Origin of the sequence: Zoogloea sp., assembly GCF_041911615.1 — a bacterium.
Lineage (GTDB): Bacteria > Pseudomonadota > Gammaproteobacteria > Burkholderiales > Rhodocyclaceae > Zoogloea.
Genome location: NZ_JAYROR010000120.1, coordinates 1 through 20025, shown reverse-complemented (window position 1 = coordinate 20025; position 20025 = coordinate 1). Strand labels below are relative to the sequence as shown.

Here is a 20025-nt window from a genome sequence, read left to right as displayed (position 1 = left end):
AGCCCTCCCCAACCGACCATGGCCACCCTCGAAACCCTTCCCTTCGACAACGCCTTCGCGCGCCTGCCGGACGCCTTCTACACCCGCCTGCCGCCCGAGCCGCTGCCCGAGCCCCATCTCGTCGCCGCCAGCCCCGACGCCGCCGCGCTGATCGGCCTCGACCCCGCCGAGTTCGCCCGCCCGGAGTTTGCCCAGGCCTTTGCCGGCAACCGCCTGCTGCCCGGCAGCGAACCGCTCGCGGCGGTGTACTCCGGCCACCAGTTCGGCGTCTGGGCCGGGCAGCTCGGCGATGGCCGCGCCCACCTGCTCGGCGAAGTGGCGGGCCCCGGCAGCGGCTGGGAAATCCAGCTCAAAGGCGCCGGCCAGACGCCCTACTCGCGCTTTGCCGACGGCCGCGCGGTGCTGCGCTCGAGCATCCGCGAATTCCTGTGCTCGGAGGCGATGGCCGCGCTGGGCATCCCCACCACCCGCGCGCTGTGCGTGGTCGGCTCGCCGGCGCCGGTGCGCCGCGAGGAGATCGAGACCGCCGCCGTCGTCACCCGTCTCGCCCCCAGCTTCATCCGCTTCGGCTCCTTCGAGCACTGGGCCGCGCGCAACCGGCCGACCGAACTGCGCCAGCTCGCCGACTACGTCATCGACCGCTTCCGCCCCGACTGCCGCGCCGCCGCCAACCCCTACGCCGCGCTGCTGTCCGACGTGGCACGGCGCACCGCCGGCCTCATCGCCCAGTGGCAGGCGGTCGGCTTCATGCACGGCGTGATGAACACCGACAACATGTCGATCCTCGGCCTGACCCTCGACTACGGCCCCTTCGGCTTCATGGACGCCTTCGACGCCGGCCACATCTGCAACCACTCCGACGACCACGGCCGCTACAGCTACCGCGCCCAGCCCCAGATCGGGCACTGGAACCTCTACGCCCTCGGCCACGCCCTGTCGTCCCTGATCGGCGAACCCGACGACGTGCAGGCCACCATCGAGTCGAGCTACGCGCCCACTTTCGAGGCCCGCTTCATGGACCTGCTGCGCGCCAAGCTCGGCCTCGCCCAGGCCCTGCCCGGCGACGAGGACTTCGTCGGCGACACCTTCGCCCTGCTGCAGCAGCAGCGCCTCGACTTCACCCAGTTCTTCCGCCGCCTCGGGCGCCTGCCGGCGCGCGTGGACGAAGCGGAGCGGGCCGCCGCCGACGCCCCGCTGCGCGACCTCGCCCTCGACCGCGACGCCCTGGACGCCTGGCTCGCCCTGTGGCGCGCCCGCCTCGGCGCCGAAGGCCGTCCCGACGCCGAGCGCCAGGCGGCGATGGACGCGACAAACCCGAAGTTCGTTCTGCGCAACTGGATCGCCGAATCCGCCATCCGCGCCGCCCGCGCCGGCGACTTCAGCGAGGTGGAAGCCGTGCGCGCCTGCCTCGCGCGGCCCTTCGACGAGCAGCCGCAGTTCGAGCGCTTCGCCGCCCCGCCCCCCGACTGGGCCGCCGGGCTGGCGGTCAGCTGCTCGAGTTGAGTCGCCCCCGCGCCGCGCCCCGCCGGGTGCCGGCCGCGGGGCAGATGTTTCTCACCGCCTGTGCGGCACGCCACGGCATGTTACAAACCGGGTCAAAGCTTTACCCCACCGCGCCGTAAATCCTTCCCATTACGACCCGGAGCGCCTCCACCATGCCCCACTCCCCGCCGGCCTACGTCGCGTCGGCCCTGTTCGTGCACAGCCCGGAGGCGCTGGTGTGCTGCCACCCGGACGGCGAGGTGGTGGCCGCCAACGAGGCTGCGTGCGAACTACTCGGCTACACCCCCGCCGCGCTGCTCGGCCGCAACTGGCGCACGCTGTGGGAGACGCCGCCCGAAGGCCTCGCCGACGCCGTGGCGGGCACCCGCTGGCAGGGCGAGACGCGCAGCCGCCGCAGCGACGGACAGAGCTTCGTCGCCGCCTTTCACGCCAGCGCCTTCGACACCGAAACGGCCGAGCGCTGGATCTGCGTCGCGCTGCGCGACATCACCCCCCAGCGCGAGGCCGAACGCCAGCTGCGCGCCAGCGAGGCGCGCTACGCCCGCGTCCTCGAAGGCAGCAATCAGGGCTTCTGGGAGTGGAACCTGCAGACCGGCGCCTTCGAGGTCAGCGCCCGCTTCGAATCGATGCTCGGTTTCGCCGAGGGCGAGCGCAACCTGTCGGTGGAGGAATGGCCCAAGTACGTCCACCCGGACGACTTTCCCGCCACCACCGCCGCCATCGAGCGCCATCTCCAGGGACGCGCGCCCTTCCACGAGGCCGAGCTGCGCTGCCTGACCAAGGACGGCGGCTGGAAGTGGGTGCTCACCCGCGGCCGCGTCGTCGAGTGGGACGCCGACGGCGCCCCGCTGCGCATGGCCGGCACCCACTCCGACATCTCCGAGCGCAAGCGCGCCGAGGCCGAACTGGACCAGCACCGCAACCACCTCGAGGCGCTCGTGCGTCAGCGCAGCGCCGAGATCGACGCCCTCTACAACCAGGCGCCCTGCGGCTACCACTCCCTCGACCCGGCCGGGCGCTTCATCGCCATCAACGATTCCGAGCTGCGGATGCTCGGCTACCGCCGCGACGAGGTGGTCGGCAAGCTCAACATCCGCGACGTGCTCGCCCCCCACGAGCGGGCCCGCTTCGAACAGCAGTTCGCGGCCTTCGTCCGCAGTGGGCGCATCGACGACGTGGCGTTCGACGTGGTTTGCAAGGACGGTAGCGTGTTGCCGGTGCGGGTCAGCGCCGAGATGATCCGCCACGCCGACGGCAGCCCCGCCTTCAGCAGCACCACGATGGTCGACAACCGCGAGCGCAAGGCGCTGGACGCCCGCATCGCCGTCCTGCACGGCGAGCTGCAACGCCGCGCCGCCGAGGCCGAAGCCGCCAGCCACGCCAAGAGCAGCTTCCTGGCCAACATGAGCCACGAGATCCGCACCCCGCTCAACGCCATCATCGGCATGACCCACCTGCTGCGCCGCACCAGCCTGGACGCCCGCCAGACAGCCCAGCTCGACAAGATCGACGCCGCCGGCCGCCACCTGCTGCAGGTCATCAACGACATCCTCGACATCTCCAAGATCGAGGCCGGCAAGCTCCAGCTCGAACAGCTCGAACTCGACCCGGGCGAGCTGCTGCGCGACGCCGCCGGCCTCGTCGACACCCGTGCCGCCGAAAAGCACCTGCAGCTCATCGTCGACGTGCCGCCCGGCACGCCACGCCTGATCGGCGATGCGACACGGCTGCGCCAGGCGCTGCTCAACTTCGCCGGCAACGCGGTCAAGTTCACCGACCGGGGCAGCGTCGTGCTGCGCCTGCGCGTCCTCGAGGACGGCGCGGACGACACGCTGCTGCGCTTCGAAGTCGAGGACACCGGCATCGGCATCACCCCCGCGGTGCTCGCCGGCCTGTTCACCGCCTTCGAGCAGGGCGACAACACCACCACCCGCAAGCACGGCGGCACCGGCCTCGGCCTCGTCATCGCGCGCCGGCTCGCCGAGATGATGGGCGGCGAAGCGGGCGCCCACTCGACGCCCGGCCTGGGCAGCGTCTTCTGGTTCACCGCCAGGCTGCGCAAGGCGGTCGCCACTGCCGCGCCCGCCGACGACGAGGCCGACAACCTCGAAGCCCTGCTGGTGGGCGCCCTCCACGGCACGCGGGTGCTGCTCGCCGAGGACGAGCCGGTCAATCAGGAAATCGCCCGCGAACTGCTCGGCGACCTGGGGCTGGCGGTGGACGTGGCCAACGACGGCCGCGAAGCCGTGGCGATGGCGGTGATCGGCGAATACGCGCTGATCCTGATGGACATGCAGATGCCGCAGATGGACGGCCTCGAAGCCACCCGGCGCATTCGCGCCGAAGGCTGGGGGCGCCACGTGCCCATCGTCGCGATGACCGCCAACGCCTTCGCCGAAGACCGTCAGCGCTGCACCGAGGCCGGCATGAACGACTTTCTCGCCAAGCCGGTGGACCCGTCCCGGCTCTACGCCACGGTGGTCCGCTGGCTACGTCAGCACTGAAGCCCGCGGCCGCTCAGCCGAAGTGCCAGCCGCCGTGACTGCCGGCCACTGCCCCCAGCAGCACCGCCAGGCTCGCCGCCAGCAGCACGCGGTGCAGGCGCGCGATGCGCGCCATCAGGGCGACCGGATCGCGACGGGCCTGTTCGGCGAAAACCTTCTGCAGCACGAAGGGCTCGAGCACGAACAGCATCAGCGCGAACACCGTCCACACCGCCACCATCCCGTGCATCCACCACCAGCCGGCCGGATCGGCGAAGCGCTCCCACACCCCCAGCCGCCACACCAACCACAGACCCGAGGCGCCCGCCAGCAGCACGCTGCCGCGGGCGATGGCGGCGAAACGGTGCTCCAGGCGCTCGAACAGGGCGAGCTGGTCCGCGGGCTCCGCCAGATCGCGGCAGGCGGGAAGCAGCACCAGCGTCACGAAGGCTACGCCGCCGATCCACAGCAGCACCGCGAGCACGTGCAGGGCGCGGGCGATGGCGAAGTCGTTGAAGCCGGTCACGGGATCTTCCTTTCGGGTCGGGGCGCGGCGAAGGCCGCTTCGTTGTGGCGCGCCGCCTCGCCGGCCACCCACTGCAGCAGCGGGCCGCGCGGGTTGTCCTGCTGGGTGGTCTCGCAGGCGCTGACGCACTGGGCGCACTGGGTGCAGGTGAACATCGTGCGCTTGATGTTGCGGGGCTTGAGGCGCATCGGGCAGACGTGGTCGCAGGCGCTGTAGCAGCTGGCGCAGTCGGCGGCGCGGTCGCGTTCGAAGCCGACCACCATCGCGTCCCGGTTGCCCATCCAGGCCAGGCTCTGGAACATCCCCACCGCGCAGGCATAGCGGCAGAACAGGTGGCGGGCGAACAGGAACTCGGCCGACAGCACCAGCGTGCCGGCGGTGATGAAGATGAACTCGTTGCGGGTCGGCGTGCCGGCGAGCAGGTCGCCGTACACCCGGAACGGCGGCAGCAGGTAGGTGAGCAGCACCACCGCCCACACGAAGGCAAACCCCACCGCCAGCGGCACGGTGACGAACCACCAGCGCTTGTCGTAGCGCACCGCACGGCCGTCCGGCTCGCGGGGCGGAAGCCGGCGCGGCTCCCACACGCTGGGTTTGCCGGTGGCCCGGCGCATGTAGGCGTTGATCGTCTCGACCACCGAGAAATGCGGGCACAGCCAGCCGCAATAGAGCCGCCCCCACTTCCACGACACCCAGATCAGCAGTGCGCCGGTGGCGAGGATCGGCAGGAGCACCCGGCCGATCACCCGCCCCACGGCACCCAGCGCATCGATGCGCCCGGCCGAGAAATCCTCCAGCCCGGCGTGCCATTCAAACCCCAGCAGCCAGGCGTGGCCGGCGACCAGGTCGTAGCGCAGCAGGTTGAACACCGGCGCCAGCACGAACAGCACGAAGAACCCGGCCTGGGCCCAGCGTCGCAGCCGCTGGCGGCCGCCGTCCGGCGGCGCGGCGGCGGTGCCGACGGGCTTGATCGGAATCACCCGCGCCGTCATGGCCTGGGCCCGATCAGCGGAAAGCGGAAAGGTTTGCCCGCCAGCGCCTTGGCGAGCCCGATGGCGCCGCAGAAGATCAGCGTCGAATGGCAGGTGGTGAAGTAGAGGATCACGATGATCCAGGTGTGCGGCGAGGCGTAACCGCCGGCCAGCAGGATGGCCCCGTTGGCGATCACCAGCAGCACGCCCGCCCACAGGCTGGCGGCGACGGTCTGACGCAGGTGGCCGCGGGCCAGTTCGGGCGCCTGGCCGCGCTCGCGCCACCACAGCCACAGCAGGGCCAGGAAGGACAGGCCGGGCACGATCATCAGGTTGGCGAGATAGAGCGCCTCTGCGGTGACGGCGAGCTCGCGGCCGGGAATGTCGAAATCGAGACTGGAATCGTCCATGGCGGCCTCACTGTAGCGAAGCGCGGACACCGCCGTCTTTGACCCACGGCAAGCGCCGCGGCGCGTCGGCCGGAAACCCGCCGGGCGGGCGCCTTCAGATCACTTCGAGCAGCTTGCCGCGCAGATGTTCCGCCTGACGCCGACCGTCGCGGGAGCTGACGATGGCGTGGTACCACTCGTCGAACAGGGCGCGCATCTCGGCCTGGTTGCGCGCCGCGTCGATGCGCTCCTGCAGCGAGCTGGTGCCCAGCGCGCCGACGAAGGCGTTGAGGGTGTTGAGCATGAAGTTGCGGGCCTGCTGCAGGCGCACCGGATCGTCGCCGGGCGGATGCAGGCGGAAGGTGGTGGCCGACGGCAGCACCGCGTCGAGGGGCAGCGCCCGCCCACCCGGCCCGGCCACGCCGACCATCTCGATGTAGCCCTCTTCCTCGAGCAGGCCGAGGGTGTGCTGCAGATCGTCGGACTGGAGCATGCCACGCAGCACCTCCACCGGGCGCTTGCCATCGACGAAGATCAGCACCCGGCGCACCCGCGGGCTGAGGCCCCCGGCGCGGGTTTCGATCTCGGCGTGGCCGCGGGCGGTCTTGGCGAAAATCACGGCCATGGGCTGTCTCCTGATGCCGACGTAGTTTTTTGCGCCATTGTAACGACGTCGGGATGCGGCGTGCAGCACGCCCTTCGAGTCTGTCGTCCCCGTCCGACGGGCATATCTCGATTTATAGTTGGCGCTTTGAACCCTTGCGAGGACTGCCCATGCGCGCCCCCATGCTCCTGCCCCTGACCCTGCTGGCCATCCTGGCTGCCACGCCGGCGAAGGCCGTCGACCTGGACCTGTCGATCCGCGCCCCCGGCGTGTCGCTCTACATCGGCGACCGCGACCGCGACGGCCGCTACTGGGACGGCGACCGCTGGCGCGACGAAGCCTGGTGGCGCGACAACTGCCATCGCTACGAAGGCCGCAAGAACTTCCGCGGGCGCTGCGAACCGCGCCCCGACCGCGGCAACGACGCGCATTTCTGCCCGCCCGGCCAGGCCAAGAAAGGCCGCTGCTGAGGCGGCCCGGCGGCCTAAACCGCGGCAGCCAGCCGCTCCGCCAGCCCGACCCGCTCGTCGGCGTCGGCGAGCCCGTCGATGAAACGGCGCGGAATGCTCGACAGCCCGCAGCGGGCGCCCACCAGCGCCCCGGTAAGCATCGCCCGGGCCAGGTTCTGCCCACCGCCATTGACGGCGTGCAGCACCGCCGGCTCGAAATCCGTCCCGAAGCGCGCGGCAAGGTAATACGCCGCCGGAAACTGGTGATACACGGCGCAGGGCAGGCCATAGACCAGCGACGCCTTCCAGGCCGGCTCGATGCGCACGTCCGGATCGAGGGCGGCGCGGGCGATGTTCGACGGCCCGAGCAGCGCGTCCGGGGACGGGAAGCGCCCCGCCGGATCGGCCTCGGCGCCGGGGCGCGGCGCCTCCAGGTTGCCGCTCGTCACCGCATGAAAGGGCAGCTCGCCGGATTTGACCCGCGCCATCAACTTGCCCGACAGCTCGCCGTCGAGGGCGTGCCCCTCGACCAGCATCCCGAGCACCGCGCCGAAGGCGACGGTCATCGCCAGCACCGTGCCGTCGGTCTGGGTCAGCGCGGCGTTGCGGCCCACCGCCGCGGCCAGCTCGGCGGGCTGGCGGGCGTAGCGCACCGCGATGGCGAGGATGCGCTCGGCCGCTTCGGTGGTGTCGGCGTTGCCGCCGCAGGCGCCCCACGGCTGGCCATCGACGACGCGCTTGCGCCAGGCTTCGCGGATCGACTGGCTGGTGTAGCCGCCGGGGCCGGCCATGGGCGTGCCGTCGAGCTGCGGAAAGAATTCCGCGTCGAGACGGCGGCAGAAGTCCGCTTCGTCGTAGCCACCCCGCGCCACCAGCGAGCGCAGCGTGAGCGTCAGCAGGATGCCCGCCTGGGACGGATCCCCGGCCTTCAGCCCGGCGTGGTAGCGCCCGGGCCGAGGCGCGGTGTAGTCGTCGATCCACGGCCCGTAGTCGGCGTGCAGCGCGTCGAGGTCGTAGTACCAGTGCGGCCCGAGGGCGAGGGCGTCGCCGATGAAGGCGCCCATCACGGCGCCGGCGGCGCGGTCTCGGAGGCGTTCGGCGGATGCGGCGTCGGACATGACAATCTCCCGGCCAAATCGGGTCAGACGGGCCGGGCGCCGTCCCGTTCCATCACCGCCGCGAAAAACTGCCACGCCAGACGCAGCGCATCGGGCCCGCTGGGATCGGAGAACGCCTGCCCGGCGGCCCCGCCGCTCCACGCGTGGGCAAGGCCGTGCACGCGCAGCAGGCGCACATAGGGCCGGCGGGCGTGCAGCCAGTCGCTGCGGCTGAGGGCGCGGCGGGCGCCGCGCTGGCGTTCGGTGTGCTGCTCGCGGACCGGCGCACCGGCGGGCAGCAGGTCGAGCCACAGCTCGGCGGCGGCGCGGGCGTTGTCGAAGGCGACCACCGGGTCCAGGTCGCCGTGGATCAGCAACAGCGGCGGCGGCGTGCGGCCAGCCAGCCGGCTCGCCAGTGCATCGACGTCCGGCGAGCGACGCCCGCGCATCGCCTGCCCGGCCTGCAGCGGGTTGCGCGCACTGTGGGGCGCAGCGCCCGAATGGCTGCCCACCGCCGTGAAGCGCGTCGGGTAGTCGAGCCCCAGGGTCAGCGCCATCGCGCCGCCGGCCGACAGCCCCAGCGCGAACAGCGGCCCGCCGATGCGCGGATGCTCGGCCACCGCGTGGTCGACAATCGCCATCAGGATCTGCGCCTCGACCCCGACCCGCAGGTCGCTGCCGAACCAGTTCCAGCAGCGCTGGGGATTGGCCTCCTGGGCCTGCTCGGGCATCAGCACCGCAAAACCGCGGGCCTTGGCGGTGGCGGCGGCCCGCGTCACCGCCGCGAAGGCAGCCGTGTCCTGGGCGCAGCCGTGGAGCAGTACGAGCAGCGGCAAGGGCTTGCGGGCGCTGCCGCCGGTGGGGACAAACAGCCGGTAGCGCCGCATCGCCAGCGGCCCGAGGCCCCAGCGGCCTTCGTACCAGCGTCCGCCGGCCACCGGACGCGGCGCGTCGGTGGGCGTGGCGACGGCTTTCAGCGCCCGCCCGGCGCGCTCGGCGAGCCGGTTGCCCGACTTGATGCCCTGCTCCGCCGCGGCCTGGCCGATGCGCGTGCCCTGGCGCAGCCCGGCCCGGGTGAGCTTGAACAAGGCGGAAACCAGCGGTGACTTGCGACGACCCATCGGGCGCCTCCTGAATGCCAAAAAGGCCCCGTGGGGCCTTTTGGGATACTACCGGGAACGGCGCGGCGGTTCGAGACCACCGCGCCCGATCGCGTCTCAGGCGACCTTCAGGGCGGAGGCGGCAGCCTTGGTGCCCTTCTCGACGCTCTCGACGGCCACATCGGCGGCCTTCTCGACGCTGGCCTGGGCGGCAGCGGCAACCTGCTTGGCGGCCTTGGTGGCGCCTTCGTAGGCGGAGTTGGCGTTGGCCAGGGCGGTCTTGACCGCCTTGACGGCGGCTTCGGAACCGGCCGGCGCGTTCTTGAAGAGCGCTTCCAGGGCGGTGTCGAAGTTCTTGCCGAGGATGGCGGCTTCGGCTTCGACCAGCTTGGTCAGCTCTTCCTTGGTGTCGCCGCCGATGACGGACAGGCTACGGCCGTAGGCAACGCCCTTCTCGACGGCGGGGGTGACGGCGCCCAGGTTCAGGGCGGCGACGGCCTTCGGGTCCTTGGCGGCCAGCACGGCCTTGGAGAAGGCGACGCTGTCGTCGAAGGCGGTGCGGGCGGTGGCCAGGTTCAGGGTGGACACGCGCTCGACGGCGGTGAACACGGCGGCAACGAAGGTGGAGGCGCTGTTCAGGCCGGCTTCGACGTTGGACTTGGCGGCGGCGACGTATTGCTCGGGGGTGGCGGACATGATGATCTCCTCAAGTTTGGGTTGGGCTTGCGATCACCGAACTGGTTTCGGTATGGCGCCATGTTGCACCGCAGCAAAAACTTTTGCAAGCCTTTTTTGTGCGGTGCACAACGAAATTGAAGCACCCGCAGAAAACCTGCTTTCACTCCTCCGCCAACAGGTCGTCCCGCAGCTTGCGCAGACTCTCCGGCATGGTGAGGGTGGCCATGTCCCAACCTTCTGCGGCCAGCACGTCGGCCAGGCAGATCTCCATCTCGGCGTGGGTCTTCTGCACGGATTCCATGATCCGGGCGTGGATGCCGAAATCCTCGGTGCGCGTCGCCCGGCAACGGGTCTGGTAGCGGAACAGCTCGCGCAGACCAAGGATATGCTGGGCCACCTGGCCGGGGCAGGCGCATTGATAAATCATCGCTTGGTCGATGATATGGGCGAGTTGTGAATTGTCGAAGACAAGGTTCAGGGTCATGGGGTCACGCCTTGACATCGAAGGCATCGCCGGTGGAGAAAAACGCGCCGCCGGCGATGTAGTGGACGCTTCGCAGGGCGTCGCCACCCGCCTCGAAATGCCAGCGCCCGGCGGCATACACCGCCGGGTCGGCCCAGGCGGCCACCACCTCGCCCAGGAACAGGTCGTAGGTGCGCTGGATGTGAGGCTCGTCGATCACCTTGCACTCCAGCCAGCCGATGCAGCCGCCCGGCAGCGGCGCGCCCACCTGCGCGGCCGGCAGGGTGTCGATGCCCAGGGCGTCGAACTTGTCGCCGTCGCGCCCCGAGCAGGAACCGAGCGCCACCACCTTGTCGGCGATGGCCCGGGTGGGCACCGCCAGCACGAACTCGCCGGCGGCCTCGATCAACTCGCGGCTGAAGGTGGATTTGTCGATCACCACCGCCACCTTCGGCGGGTCGAAATCCAGCGGCATGTTCCAGGCCGCCGCCATCACGTTGCGCCGCCCCCCGTGGGCCGACGCCACCAGCACCGTGGGGCCGTGGTTGAGGAGACGGTAGGACTCGGGCAGGGGGACGGCGTTGGGGGTCATGGCGGGCGCTGACGGCGTTGCGAAGGAGCCCCGATTCTACGACCCCACCTCGCCTGCGGCGAGCCCCGCGGCCCCCCTTGCGGGCGTCATCGCCCCCGTGGCAAATCGGCGGATGCCGACGTATTCTTGGGGCACTCGCCCCATGCCCGCTGCGTGACCATCATGCCTGCCACTCGCCTGCTCCGCCTGCTGCTGCCCGCGCTGCTCATCTTGCTCCCGGCCGCTGCCCAAGCCGCCGAAGAAGCCCCCGCCGCCACCCAGCCCTTCCCCACCCTGGACGTCGGAATGCACACCGCGTCGATCAACCGCTTCGCGGTGGACCGGGCCGGGCGCTACGGGGTCAGCGCCTCCCACGACAAGACCGCGCGGGTGTGGGATCTTCGGGACGGCCGCCTGCTGCAGACCCTGCGGGTGCCGGTGGGGCCGAATCAGGAGGGCAAGCTCTACGCGGTGGCGATCAGCCCGGACGCGGCGACGGTGGCGGTGGGGGGGGTGGACGACGCCCGGTATCGCCGGGCAAGACTCGGTGTTCCTCTTCCACCGCACCAACGGCCGGCTGCTCGGGCGCATCCGCGGCCTGCCCGATGTGGTGCATCACCTGGCCTGGTCGCCGGACGGCCAGCGCCTGGCCATCGCACTGGGGGCAGGCGGCATCCGCGTCCATGCCACCACCCCGCCCTTTGCCGAGCTGGGGCGCGACGAGGACTACGGGGGCCAAAGCTACAGCGTGGATTTCGACCCCGCCGGCCGGCTGGTGAGCACCGCCTTGGACGGCAAGCTGCGCCTGTACGACGCGGCCCTGCGCCGCCTCGTGCCGCCCCAGCCCAGCGACGGGGGCCGCCGACCTTTCTTCGCCCGCTTCTCGCCGGACGGGGCGCGCATTGCGGTGGGCTTTGAAGACAGCACCGCGCTGCGCATCGTCTCCGGCCTCAATCTGCGCCCGCTGATGGGCCTCAACACCAGTGCCGCCTACAACGGCAATCTCGGCAGGGTAGCGTGGTCGGCGGATGGGCGCCGGGTGTTCGCGGCGGGGACCAATGACGTGGGCGGACAAAGGCCGATCCGCGTCTTCGATCCGGACAGCGGCCGCCAACAGGCCGTCTGGGCAGTCGCCACCAACGCCGTGATGGACTTGCAGCCGCTGACCGACGGGCGCCTGCTGTTTGCCGCCGGCGACCCCAGCTGGGGCATCGTCGATGGCGCCGGGCGGATAGGCCCGACCCAGGGCCCGCCGCTGGTCGACCACCGGGGCAACTTCGAGGGCTTTCGGCTGGCCGCCAACGGCGAGCGGCTGGCCTTTGAGCACAAGGTCTGGCGTCAAGGTGCCTGGCAACGAAGCCCGCGGGTGTTCGACTGGCGCCAATTGCGCCTAGAGCGGGCCGACCCGACGCCGGACCTCCAGCCGCCCCGCCGTGAGAGCCTGAGGATCGAGGGCTGGCGCAGCACTTCCCGCCCCCTGCTGGCCGGCCAGCCCCTGCCCCTAGCCCCCTACGACATGTCCCGCAGCCTGGCGGTAGCCGCCGACGGCCGCCACTTTGCGCTGGGCACCGACTGGACCCTGCGCTGGTTCGACGCCACCGGCAAGGCGCTGTGGGCCAAACCGGTGCCCGGCGTCGCCTGGCTGGCGAACCTCAGTGCCGACGGCCGCTTCGTGGTGGCGGCCCTGGGCGATGGCACGATTCGCTGGTATCGCACGCAGGACGGCAGTGAAGCCCTGGCCTTGTTCGTGCACGCCGACGGCGAGCGCTGGATAGCGTGGGCCCCGGAGGGATTTTTTGCCGCCTCGTCGCCGGAGGCGGAAAAACTCTTCGGCTACACCCTCAACCAGGGGCGCGACCAGGCGGCCGATTTTGTGAGTTCAGCCCAGCTGCGCGAGCAGTTTTACCGCCCGGCGCTGCTCACCGCCCGGCTGGACGGCAACGAGGCCGCCATTACCGCGGCGCTGAAGGCGGTGGGCGACGTGCGCGCGGCGCTGGCCCAGGGCCTGCCGCCCGAGCTGGGCGAAGTGACGCTAACGCCGCTGGGCAGTGGCGAATACGACTTGAGCGTGGCGGTGACGCCCCGCAGCGGCGGCCTCGGGCGCCCGTCGATCCGGGTGAATGGGGTGGAGCAGGCGGCCAGCCGCGAAGTGCCCGCGGGCGGCCCCTTCAACCAGCGGCTGCGCTTTCAGCCCGGCGAGGTGAAGCTGGAGGTGGGCTTTTACGCAGCGGGCAACACCCTGCTCTCCAAGACCCGCACGCTGGAAATCAACGTGCCCGAGCCCACGGTGCTGCCCCTGCGCAAGCCCCGCCTGTATGTGGTGGCGGCCGGGGTGAGCCGCTATGACGACCCCAGCCTGCGGGACGGGGTGAGCTACGCCGCCGACGACGCCCGCAGCGTGGCCGACACCCTGCGCCGGCACCACGACGCGACGCTGGTGGAGCTGGCCCGGCCTTACCTCTTCACCGAACTGGAGGCCACCCGCGACAACATCGTGGCGGCCCTGCAGGCGGTGGCCCGCGAGGCGCAGCCGGAAGACGTGCTGGTGGTCTACCTGGCCGGCCACGGCAGCCACGACGACCGCGGCGATTACCTCTACCAGCCCTACGAGGTGCGCTACACCAACCGGGCCGCGCTGCTGGCGCAATCCCTGTCGGGCAGCCGCCTGCGCGAGCTGCTGGCGGACATCAAGGCCAGCAAGGCGGTGGTGTTGCTGGATACCTGCGCGTCGGGCAAGTTCTCGCTGCCTGCTTTCAAGGAGGCGCTCAACCGCTTTGCCTCCTTCAGCGGCCGGGCGGTGATCTCGGCATCGGCCAACGAAGCCCGCGAGCACACGAGCCTGAAGCACGGTTTGTTTACCTCCGCGCTGCTACAAGGCTTGGAGGGGGCCGCCGCCAACCGTCATGGCGAGGTGATGGTGCTGGGCTTGGCCAATTACGTCGATGAGGAACTGAAGGACAGCGCGAGGCACTTATTCGGCCACGAGCAAATCATGCTTTCGGAGTTTGCCCCGGCCTTCCGCAACTTCATGCTGACCAAGAAACGCTGAGACCCGGCGCCCTCAGCCCCGTGCCACCTCGCGACGCACGCAGGCGGCCGGGGCGAGGCCGGCTTCGATGGCGTCGATGGCCAGCTCGGGCCGGGCGGCGCCGCACATGAAAACATCCAGCGCCGCAAAGCCGTGCTCGGGCCAGGTGTGGATGCTGAGGTGGGATTCGGCCAGCAGCAGCACGCCGGTCACGCCCTGGCCGGGCCCGAAGGGGTGGAAATGGCCGCCGAGCACGGTGCTGCCGGCGGCGCGGGCGGCGGCGCGCAGCAGCGCTTCGAGGGCGTCGGGGTCGCTGAGGCGTTCGGGCGCGACGCCGGACAGATCGGCCAGCAGATGGCGGCCGCGGGGCGGGTGGGCGCTCACTTGTGGCCGCCCCCGCCGGACGACCAGCTGCCGCCGGAGGAGCCGCCGCTGCTCCAGCGCTGGTTGCTGCTCGACTGGCTGCCCAGATTGACCAGGGTGACCGCCACGACCACCAGGATGGCGTAGACGATGTAACCGGCCCGCTTCATGGGCCGTCCTCGAAGGCGTCGCCGAACCTGTCGCTGAACAGGGGCGCCCACAGGAGCACCAGGCCGATCACCACCAGGAACATCACGCCGCCGCCGTTGTGGCCGAAGAGCGCGATGGGCAGGTTGAGGACGAAGAGCCCCGCCGAGAAACTGGCCGCGAGGCCGTACAAGGGCTCGGCGGGCGCGGCCGGCGCAGCGTCCCCCGCGCTGGCGATGGCCGCGGCGGCCAGGGCCGGCTTGCCGAACCACGCGCCGACGCTGGCGGCGGTGACGCGCTGGGACTTGGCCCAGGTGATTTCGGCCGGCGTGCGCTCGCTGACCAGGAGACCACGGCCGCCGGCGTATTCGGTGACGCTGGCCCGGTCGCCGACCTTGACCCGCCAGTTGAAGGCGCCAGCCGCGTGGGTGACCTCGGCGGTGTAGCCATCGGTGCGGGTGTAGGCGGCGTCGGCGAAGCGCACGCCACTGGCCGAGACGGCCTCCGGAAATGCGTCAAGCACCTTGACCTTTTGCCAGCCGGTGGCGGTTTCGGCCAGCCACAGGAAGCCGGCCGCCTCGCTGAACAGCAGGTATTCGGTCCATGCCTCGCCGCTGCCGGTGGTGCGCCGCCCCATCAGGCCGATCAGGGTGTAGCGCTGGCCGTCGATGGTGGCGGCGTCGCCCAGGGCGAGGGTGGTGGGCACGAGGGCCTCGCGGCGGGCCGCTTCCAGCAGTTGGGCGGTGCCGCCGGTGGCGTCGGATTCGGTGCCGCAGGCGGGGCAGTGGAGGTGGGCCGCCACCGCGGGGCGCCAGTCGATCGACGCCCCGCAGGCCGGGCATTCGAGGCTGGCCGCCCGGCCGGGCAGCTTGCCGGCGCTGGCGGCGATGTCGGCGGCGCTACGCAGGAACTGGCACTTGAGGTCGGCCAGGGTGACCGCCTTGCCGGCATAGCGGCGCGGGGTGTCGCCGTCGGAGTAGTCCAGGGTGAGGAAGCGGTGGGACTGCCGGTAGTCGGCCACCTTCGCCGTCCAGCCGGCATCGACCCGGAAGGGGAGTTCGCCCTCGCCGCCGGTGCAGCGGGCGGTGCGCAGGTCGGACGCCGCGTAGGCGACGCCGTCCCAGCGGTACAGCCCGCCGGGGACGATCTGCGCGAAGCGCGGCGCATCGCCGGCGAGACCAGTGTCGAGGGTGACGGCGTACTGGCCGGAGGCGTCCGACAACCAGCCGGTGCCGCCGTCGTCGAAGACGAGATACCACTCGTTCCAGAAGCCGTCGTCGTAGCGCAGCTGGATGCGCCCGACCACGCCGAAGCGCCGCCCGGCGTAGATGCCGGCGGTGGCGACGCGGATCGGCGAGTAGTCCTCGAGCGTGGCCGACATCTTGCCGACGTCGCGCACCGCCTCGCCGTCGCGCAGCAGGGTGCTGCGGCAGTAGGCGCACACCGCCAGCGCCGAGGTGGGCGAGCGGAAGGCGACTTCGGCGCCGCAGCTGGGACAGGCGAGCTTGAACACGGTCAGGGCGGGGCGCGGGTCAGCCGATCAGCTTTTTCAGGATTTCGGCCTTCGCCGTGTCGTAGTCGGCCTGGGTGACGAGGCCCTTGTCGAGCAGCGACTTGAGCTTGGCGAGGCGGGCTTCGGGGTCGTCGGCGGCCGGGGCGGCGGGGGCCGGCGCCTGGGCCTGGCTGCCGCGCAGGGCGTCCATCATCACCTGCCCCATCCCGACGCCCGCCGCGAGGCCGGCACCGACGCCGGCCAGGCCACCTTCGTTCTGGGCCGCCAGGGGCACCGCGTTCGCCACCTGGTACTGGGTGAACTTGCCCAGGTCGCCCACCATGCCCATCGAGATGCGGGTGTCGATGGCTTTCTGGAGCTCTTCGGGCAGCGAGATGTTCTCGACCGCGAAGTTGTCCAGCGCGAGGCCGTAGCGCTCGAAGGTGGGCGTCATCGCCGCGCGCATCCGCTCGGCGAGCAGGATCTGGTTGGCGGCCATGTCGAGGAAGGGCAGCTCGGCGCCGCCCAGCGTGGCGCTCATGGTGGCGACCACGAGGTTGCGCAGTTGCTGCTCCAGTTCATCGACGGTGTAGCTCGCCCGGGTGCCGCTGATCTCGGTGAAGAAGCGCTTCGGGTCGGCCAGCTTGTACGAGTACATGCCGAAGGCGCGCAGGCGCACCATGCCGAAATCGGTGTCGCGGATCGTGATCGGCTGCGGCGTGCCCCACTTGCGGCCCAGTTGCAGGCGGGTGCTGAAAAAGTAGACGTCCGACTTGAAGGGCGACTCGAAGAACTTGTCCCAATGCTTGAGGTTGGTGAGCACCGGGATGGTCTGGGTGGTGAGGGTGTAGCGGCCGGGGCCGAACACGTCGGCGATCTGGCCCTCATTGACGAACACCGCCAGCTGCGAATCGCGCACCGTGAGGCTGGCGCCGTACTGGATCTCGAAGTCCTCCATGGGGTAGCGCCACGCCAGCGTGCCGTCGTCCTCCTCGTTCCACTGCAGGACGTCGACGAACTGCTTCCTGATGAATGATCCGAGACTCATGGTTTCTCCTGTTACGGTTTACGTTGGGCATCGCGGGCCAGGGCCAGCGCGAGCAGATCGTCGTTCATCGGCGCCCCGCAGCCGGGGCAGCGATCCCAGGTGAGCATCTGCTCGGCCATGGGCACGCCCTTCCCTTCGCGGATCGTCCAGTCGTGGCCGCAGCGCGGGCAGGCCGGCGCGCGTAGTCTGCGTCGATTTCAGGGATCACGACATGCACGCGGCGTTCACGATGCCCACCACCAGCGACACCACGCCGGCAGTGGCACCGGCGGCCACGTTGTTGCCAGCGAGCTGGTCGGGCAGGCGCGGGAAGAGGCGGCTCAGCACGGCGTAGGTGGCGACCTGCACGGTGAGCCCGGTGGCGCACCACATCAGGAAGAGCGGGTAGCTGTCGTTGTGCAGGATGCTGGAGGCCACCGTGAGCGAGAAGCCGACCACCGCACCGGCCAGCGACAGCGCCGGCGCGACGATGCCCTGGCGGATCAGCGTCAGCTCGTGGAACGGGGTGACCGCCATGTAAACCGCCGCAAAGAGGCCGACCATGCCGAGCCCCGAAACAAGATGCGCGAGATAATTCACGAAGGCGTCCATCACCGGGGCTCCTGACTGTCAGCCGGGCATTTAGCCAGCATTTTTCCCGCCGGGCAAGCGCGGCCGGGCAGGCTTGCGGGTAGACTCGGCGCCCATGTCCGATACCGCACCCGCCCCGCCCGTCCCCGACCGCCTGCTGATCCTGTCGGTGTTCGTCGTCGCCTCCTGCGGGCTGGCCTACGAACTGATCGCCGGCGCCCTGTCGAGCTACCTGCTGGGCGACTCGGTGCTGCAGTTCTCGTCGATCATCGGCTGCTACCTGTTCGCGATGGGCGTCGGCTCGCACCTCTCGAAGTACGTCCGCGACGAGGACGCGCTGACCCGCTTCATCGACATCGAGCTGCTGGTCGGCCTCGTCGGCGGGGTGTCGGCGACGCTGCTGTTCCTGCTCTTCGCGTGGCTGTCGGCGCCCTTTCGCACGGTGTTGTACGCGCTGGTGTTCGCGCTGGGGGTGCTGGTCGGGATGGAGATTCCGCTGGTGATGCGCGTGCTGCACGGGCGCCAGGCGCAGTTTTCCGAGCTGGTGAGCCGGGTGCTGACCTTCGACTACCTGGGCGCGCTGGTGGTCTCGCTGCTGTTTCCGCTGGTGCTGGCGCCCAAACTGGGGCTGTCGCGCACCGGCTTCCTGTTCGGCATGGCCAACGCGGCGGTGGCGCTGTGGACGCTGTGGCACTACCGCGCCGAGATCGCCCGGCCCCGCCAGCGCCTGACCCGCGGGCTGGTGACGATGGCACTGCTCGCCGCCGGGCTGGTCGGCGCCGAGCAGCTGACCCGCTGGGCCGAACGCGGCCTGTTCGGCGACGAGGTGATCTACGCCACCACCACCCCCTACCAGCGCATCGTGGTGACCCGCTGGAAGGACGACATGCGGCTCCACATCAACGGCAACCTGCAGTTCTCCAGCCGCGACGAGCACCGCTACCACGAGGCGCTGGTGCATCCGGCGCTGCAGTCGATGCCGTGGGCGCAGCGCGTGCTGGTGCTGGGCGGCGGCGACGGGCTGGCGCTGCGCGAGATCCTCCGCCACGCCAAGGTGACCCACGTGACGCTGGTGGACCTCGACCCGGCGATGACCGGGCTGTTCACCCACAACGCGGAACTCGCCGGCCTCAACGGCGGTGCGCTGTCCGACCCGCGCGTCACCGTCGTCAATGCCGACGCCGGCCAGTGGCTGGAGACGAACGCCGAGGTGTTCGACCTGATCGTCGCCGACTTTCCCGACCCCTCCAACTTCGGCCTCGGCAAGCTCTACTCGGTGCCGATCTATCGTCTGATGGCCCGCCACCTGTCGGAAAACGGCGCCCTGGTGGTGCAATCCACCTCGCCGTGGTTCGCCCCGCAGAGCTACTGGTGCATCGACGCCACGCTGCGCGAAGCGGGCTTCCACACCCACCCCTACCACGCCTACGTGCCCTCCTTCGGCGAGTGGGGCTTCAACCTCGCCACCCGCCGCCCCGGCTTCGCGCCGCCCACCCGCTACGACGTGCCGACCCGCTTCCTCGACGCCGAAACCACCCGCCTGATGTTCCAGTTTCCGCCCGACATGCGTCCGCTGCCGGTCGAGCCCAACCGGCTCAACAGCCAGCGCCTGGTGCATTACTTCGAGCAGGACTGGCGCAACGTGGTGCGCTGATGCAGCGTCGCCGCGTCCTGCAGGCCGGCAGCGCCGCCCTCGCCGCGCTGGCCCTGCCCGGCTGTCAGCGCCTGCGCGGGCTCGGCATCCCGCTCGACATCCGATACCCCGGCATGGCGGAAGGCCACGCCCTGCGGGACGGCGCCGCGCTGCCCGCGCCGGCCGGCGAACAGCGCTGCGACGTGGCGATCCTCGGCAGCGGCATCGCCGGCCTCACCGCCGCGCGACGGCTCGCCCGCGCCGGACACGCCGACTTCATCCTGCTCGACGGTCCGGAGCCCTTCGGCAACGCCGCCGGCGGCGTGTTCGACAGCCCCGCCGGGCCGCTCGCCCATCCCCGCGGCGCCCACTACCTGCCACTGCCGTCCCTCGAATCGACGGCGGTGCGGGAAATCCTCTTCGAGCAGGGCGTCATCGAAGCCGACCCGTTCGGCGCGCGCCCGCGCTTCGCCGAAACCGCGCTGGTGCACGCCCCCGACGAACGCCTGCTGTTCGACGGCGTCTGGCACGAAGGCCTGCTCCCCACCGACGCCGTCGGCCCCGCCGAGGCGGCCGAGCACCGGCGCTTTCTGGCCTTCGTCGCCGACCTCACCCGGCGTCGCGGTCGCGACGGGCGCCGGCTGTTCTGCGTGCCGCTGGTGCGCTCGTCCGCCGACCCCGACTGGCGCCGCCTCGACGGCGTCACCTTTCGCGACTGGCTGGTCGCCAGCGGCTACGCCTCGCCGACGCTGCACACCTGGCTCGACTACGTGTGCCGCGACGAATACGGCGCCGGCGCGGCGCGGGTCTCGGCCTGGGCCGGCCTGCACTACTTCGCCAGCCGCGGCGGAGCGGCCGCCAATGCCCCCGACGGCGCCCTGCTCACCTGGCCCGACGGCCTCGCCGGGCT

At 71.0% G+C, this 20025-nt stretch carries 20 protein-coding genes and 1 pseudogene; 7 read left to right on the top strand and 14 right to left on the bottom strand.

The genetic code is table 11. The annotated features are described in order from the left end of the window. The first annotated feature begins 18 nt into the window (after positions 1 to 18). Both ACE3P2_RS15495 and ACE3P2_RS15490 read left to right on the top strand, forming a co-directional pair. Positions 19 to 1503: a YdiU family protein gene (locus ACE3P2_RS15495; RefSeq protein ID WP_374266054.1), complete on the top strand. Its 1485-nt coding sequence runs from the start codon at positions 19 to 21 to the stop codon at positions 1501 to 1503. A gap of 152 nt (positions 1504 to 1655) precedes the next feature. Then, positions 1656 to 4007: a PAS domain S-box protein gene (locus ACE3P2_RS15490; protein ID WP_374266052.1), complete on the top strand. Its 2352-nt coding sequence runs from the start codon at positions 1656 to 1658 to the stop codon at positions 4005 to 4007. 13 nt (positions 4008 to 4020) lie between these two features. Here the strand turns inward: ACE3P2_RS15490 and ACE3P2_RS15485 are convergent, their stop codons facing one another. The 4 genes from ACE3P2_RS15485 to ACE3P2_RS15470 form a co-directional block, all read right to left on the bottom strand. Further along, positions 4021 to 4512 carry a hypothetical protein gene (locus ACE3P2_RS15485; RefSeq protein WP_374266050.1) on the bottom strand — a complete coding sequence of 164 codons (492 nt, stop codon included), beginning with the start codon at positions 4510 to 4512 and terminating at the stop codon, positions 4021 to 4023. Continuing rightward, entirely contained in the window at positions 4509 to 5504 is a 996-nt protein-coding gene (locus tag ACE3P2_RS15480) for a 4Fe-4S binding protein (RefSeq protein ID WP_374266048.1), read from the bottom strand. Before ACE3P2_RS15480 ends, ACE3P2_RS15485 begins: the two co-directional genes overlap by 4 nt. Continuing rightward, complete coding sequence (locus tag ACE3P2_RS15475) at positions 5501 to 5893, bottom strand: hypothetical protein (protein ID WP_374266046.1); 393 nt, start codon at positions 5891 to 5893, stop codon at positions 5501 to 5503. The genes ACE3P2_RS15480 and ACE3P2_RS15475 overlap by 4 nt, the downstream gene beginning before the upstream one ends. Before the next feature lie 94 nt (positions 5894 to 5987). Continuing rightward, positions 5988 to 6497 carry a hypothetical protein gene (locus ACE3P2_RS15470; RefSeq protein WP_374266044.1) on the bottom strand — a complete coding sequence of 170 codons (510 nt, stop codon included), beginning with the start codon at positions 6495 to 6497 and terminating at the stop codon, positions 5988 to 5990. 149 nt (positions 6498 to 6646) lie between these two features. Between ACE3P2_RS15470 and ACE3P2_RS15465 the strand changes: the two genes are divergently transcribed. Next, positions 6647 to 6946, top strand: coding sequence for a DUF2502 domain-containing protein (locus ACE3P2_RS15465; protein WP_374266042.1), 300 nt, complete (start codon positions 6647 to 6649; stop codon positions 6944 to 6946). 14 nt (positions 6947 to 6960) lie between these two features. Here ACE3P2_RS15465 and ACE3P2_RS15460 read toward each other — a convergent pair whose 3' ends face one another. The 5 genes from ACE3P2_RS15460 to ACE3P2_RS15440 all read right to left on the bottom strand — a co-directional run bounded on the left by ACE3P2_RS15460 (position 6961) and on the right by ACE3P2_RS15440 (position 10855). Beyond that, positions 6961 to 8043 (bottom strand): ADP-ribosylglycohydrolase family protein, encoded by a 1083-nt coding sequence (locus tag ACE3P2_RS15460; protein WP_374266040.1) that lies wholly within the window; start codon positions 8041 to 8043, stop codon positions 6961 to 6963. A 23-nt stretch (positions 8044 to 8066) separates the two neighbouring features. Then, positions 8067 to 9143, bottom strand: a complete 1077-nt coding sequence (locus tag ACE3P2_RS15455) for a PHB depolymerase family esterase (protein WP_374266038.1) — start codon at positions 9141 to 9143, stop codon at positions 8067 to 8069. 96 nt (positions 9144 to 9239) lie between these two features. Continuing rightward, positions 9240 to 9818: a phasin family protein gene (locus ACE3P2_RS15450; RefSeq protein ID WP_374266036.1), complete on the bottom strand. Its 579-nt coding sequence runs from the start codon at positions 9816 to 9818 to the stop codon at positions 9240 to 9242. Between the two features lie 142 nt (positions 9819 to 9960). Next, positions 9961 to 10284: a hypothetical protein gene (locus tag ACE3P2_RS15445; protein WP_374266034.1), complete on the bottom strand. Its 324-nt coding sequence runs from the start codon at positions 10282 to 10284 to the stop codon at positions 9961 to 9963. A 4-nt stretch (positions 10285 to 10288) separates the two neighbouring features. Beyond that, on the bottom strand, positions 10289 to 10855 hold the full coding sequence (locus ACE3P2_RS15440) for a flavin reductase family protein (protein WP_374266032.1): 567 nt from the start codon (positions 10853 to 10855) through the stop codon (positions 10289 to 10291). A 162-nt stretch (positions 10856 to 11017) separates the two neighbouring features. Between ACE3P2_RS15440 and ACE3P2_RS15435 the strand changes: the two are divergent. Together ACE3P2_RS15435 and ACE3P2_RS15430 are read left to right on the top strand one after the other, a co-directional pair. Then, a pseudogene (locus tag ACE3P2_RS15435) lies at positions 11018 to 11221 on the top strand (hypothetical protein); the annotation flags it as partial. Between the two features lie 160 nt (positions 11222 to 11381). Beyond that, positions 11382 to 13883 carry a caspase family protein gene (locus ACE3P2_RS15430; RefSeq protein ID WP_374266030.1) on the top strand — a complete coding sequence of 834 codons (2502 nt, stop codon included), beginning with the start codon at positions 11382 to 11384 and terminating at the stop codon, positions 13881 to 13883. 12 nt (positions 13884 to 13895) lie between these two features. Here ACE3P2_RS15430 and speD read toward each other — a convergent pair whose 3' ends face one another. From speD to ACE3P2_RS15405, 5 genes are all read right to left on the bottom strand, one after another. Beyond that, the gene (gene speD / locus ACE3P2_RS15425) at positions 13896 to 14246 is read right to left on the bottom strand and encodes an adenosylmethionine decarboxylase (protein ID WP_374266028.1); all 351 of its coding nucleotides are present in this window, start codon (positions 14244 to 14246) and stop codon (positions 13896 to 13898) included. Then, positions 14243 to 14395, bottom strand: a complete 153-nt coding sequence (locus ACE3P2_RS15420; RefSeq protein WP_374266026.1) for a hypothetical protein — start codon at positions 14393 to 14395, stop codon at positions 14243 to 14245. Before ACE3P2_RS15420 ends, speD begins: the two co-directional genes overlap by 4 nt. After that, positions 14392 to 15885 carry a DUF4178 domain-containing protein gene (locus ACE3P2_RS15415; protein ID WP_374266024.1) on the bottom strand — a complete coding sequence of 498 codons (1494 nt, stop codon included), beginning with the start codon at positions 15883 to 15885 and terminating at the stop codon, positions 14392 to 14394. The genes ACE3P2_RS15420 and ACE3P2_RS15415 overlap by 4 nt, the downstream gene beginning before the upstream one ends. Before the next feature lie 19 nt (positions 15886 to 15904). Then, the gene (locus ACE3P2_RS15410) at positions 15905 to 16912 is read right to left on the bottom strand and encodes an SPFH domain-containing protein (RefSeq protein ID WP_374266022.1); all 1008 of its coding nucleotides are present in this window, start codon (positions 16910 to 16912) and stop codon (positions 15905 to 15907) included. A 204-nt stretch (positions 16913 to 17116) separates the two neighbouring features. Then, positions 17117 to 17503, bottom strand: coding sequence for a DUF350 domain-containing protein (locus ACE3P2_RS15405; protein WP_374266020.1), 387 nt, complete (start codon positions 17501 to 17503; stop codon positions 17117 to 17119). A 94-nt stretch (positions 17504 to 17597) separates the two neighbouring features. On the opposite strand from ACE3P2_RS15405, the gene ACE3P2_RS15400 reads away from it, so the two are divergent. Together ACE3P2_RS15400 and ACE3P2_RS15395 are read left to right on the top strand one after the other, a co-directional pair. Next, positions 17598 to 19136, top strand: a complete 1539-nt coding sequence (locus tag ACE3P2_RS15400; protein WP_374266019.1) for a polyamine aminopropyltransferase — start codon at positions 17598 to 17600, stop codon at positions 19134 to 19136. Beyond that, the coding region (locus ACE3P2_RS15395) for an NAD(P)-binding protein (protein WP_374266017.1) at positions 19136 to 20025 on the top strand (890 nt) is incomplete at its 3' end. The genes ACE3P2_RS15400 and ACE3P2_RS15395, both read left to right, overlap by 1 nt.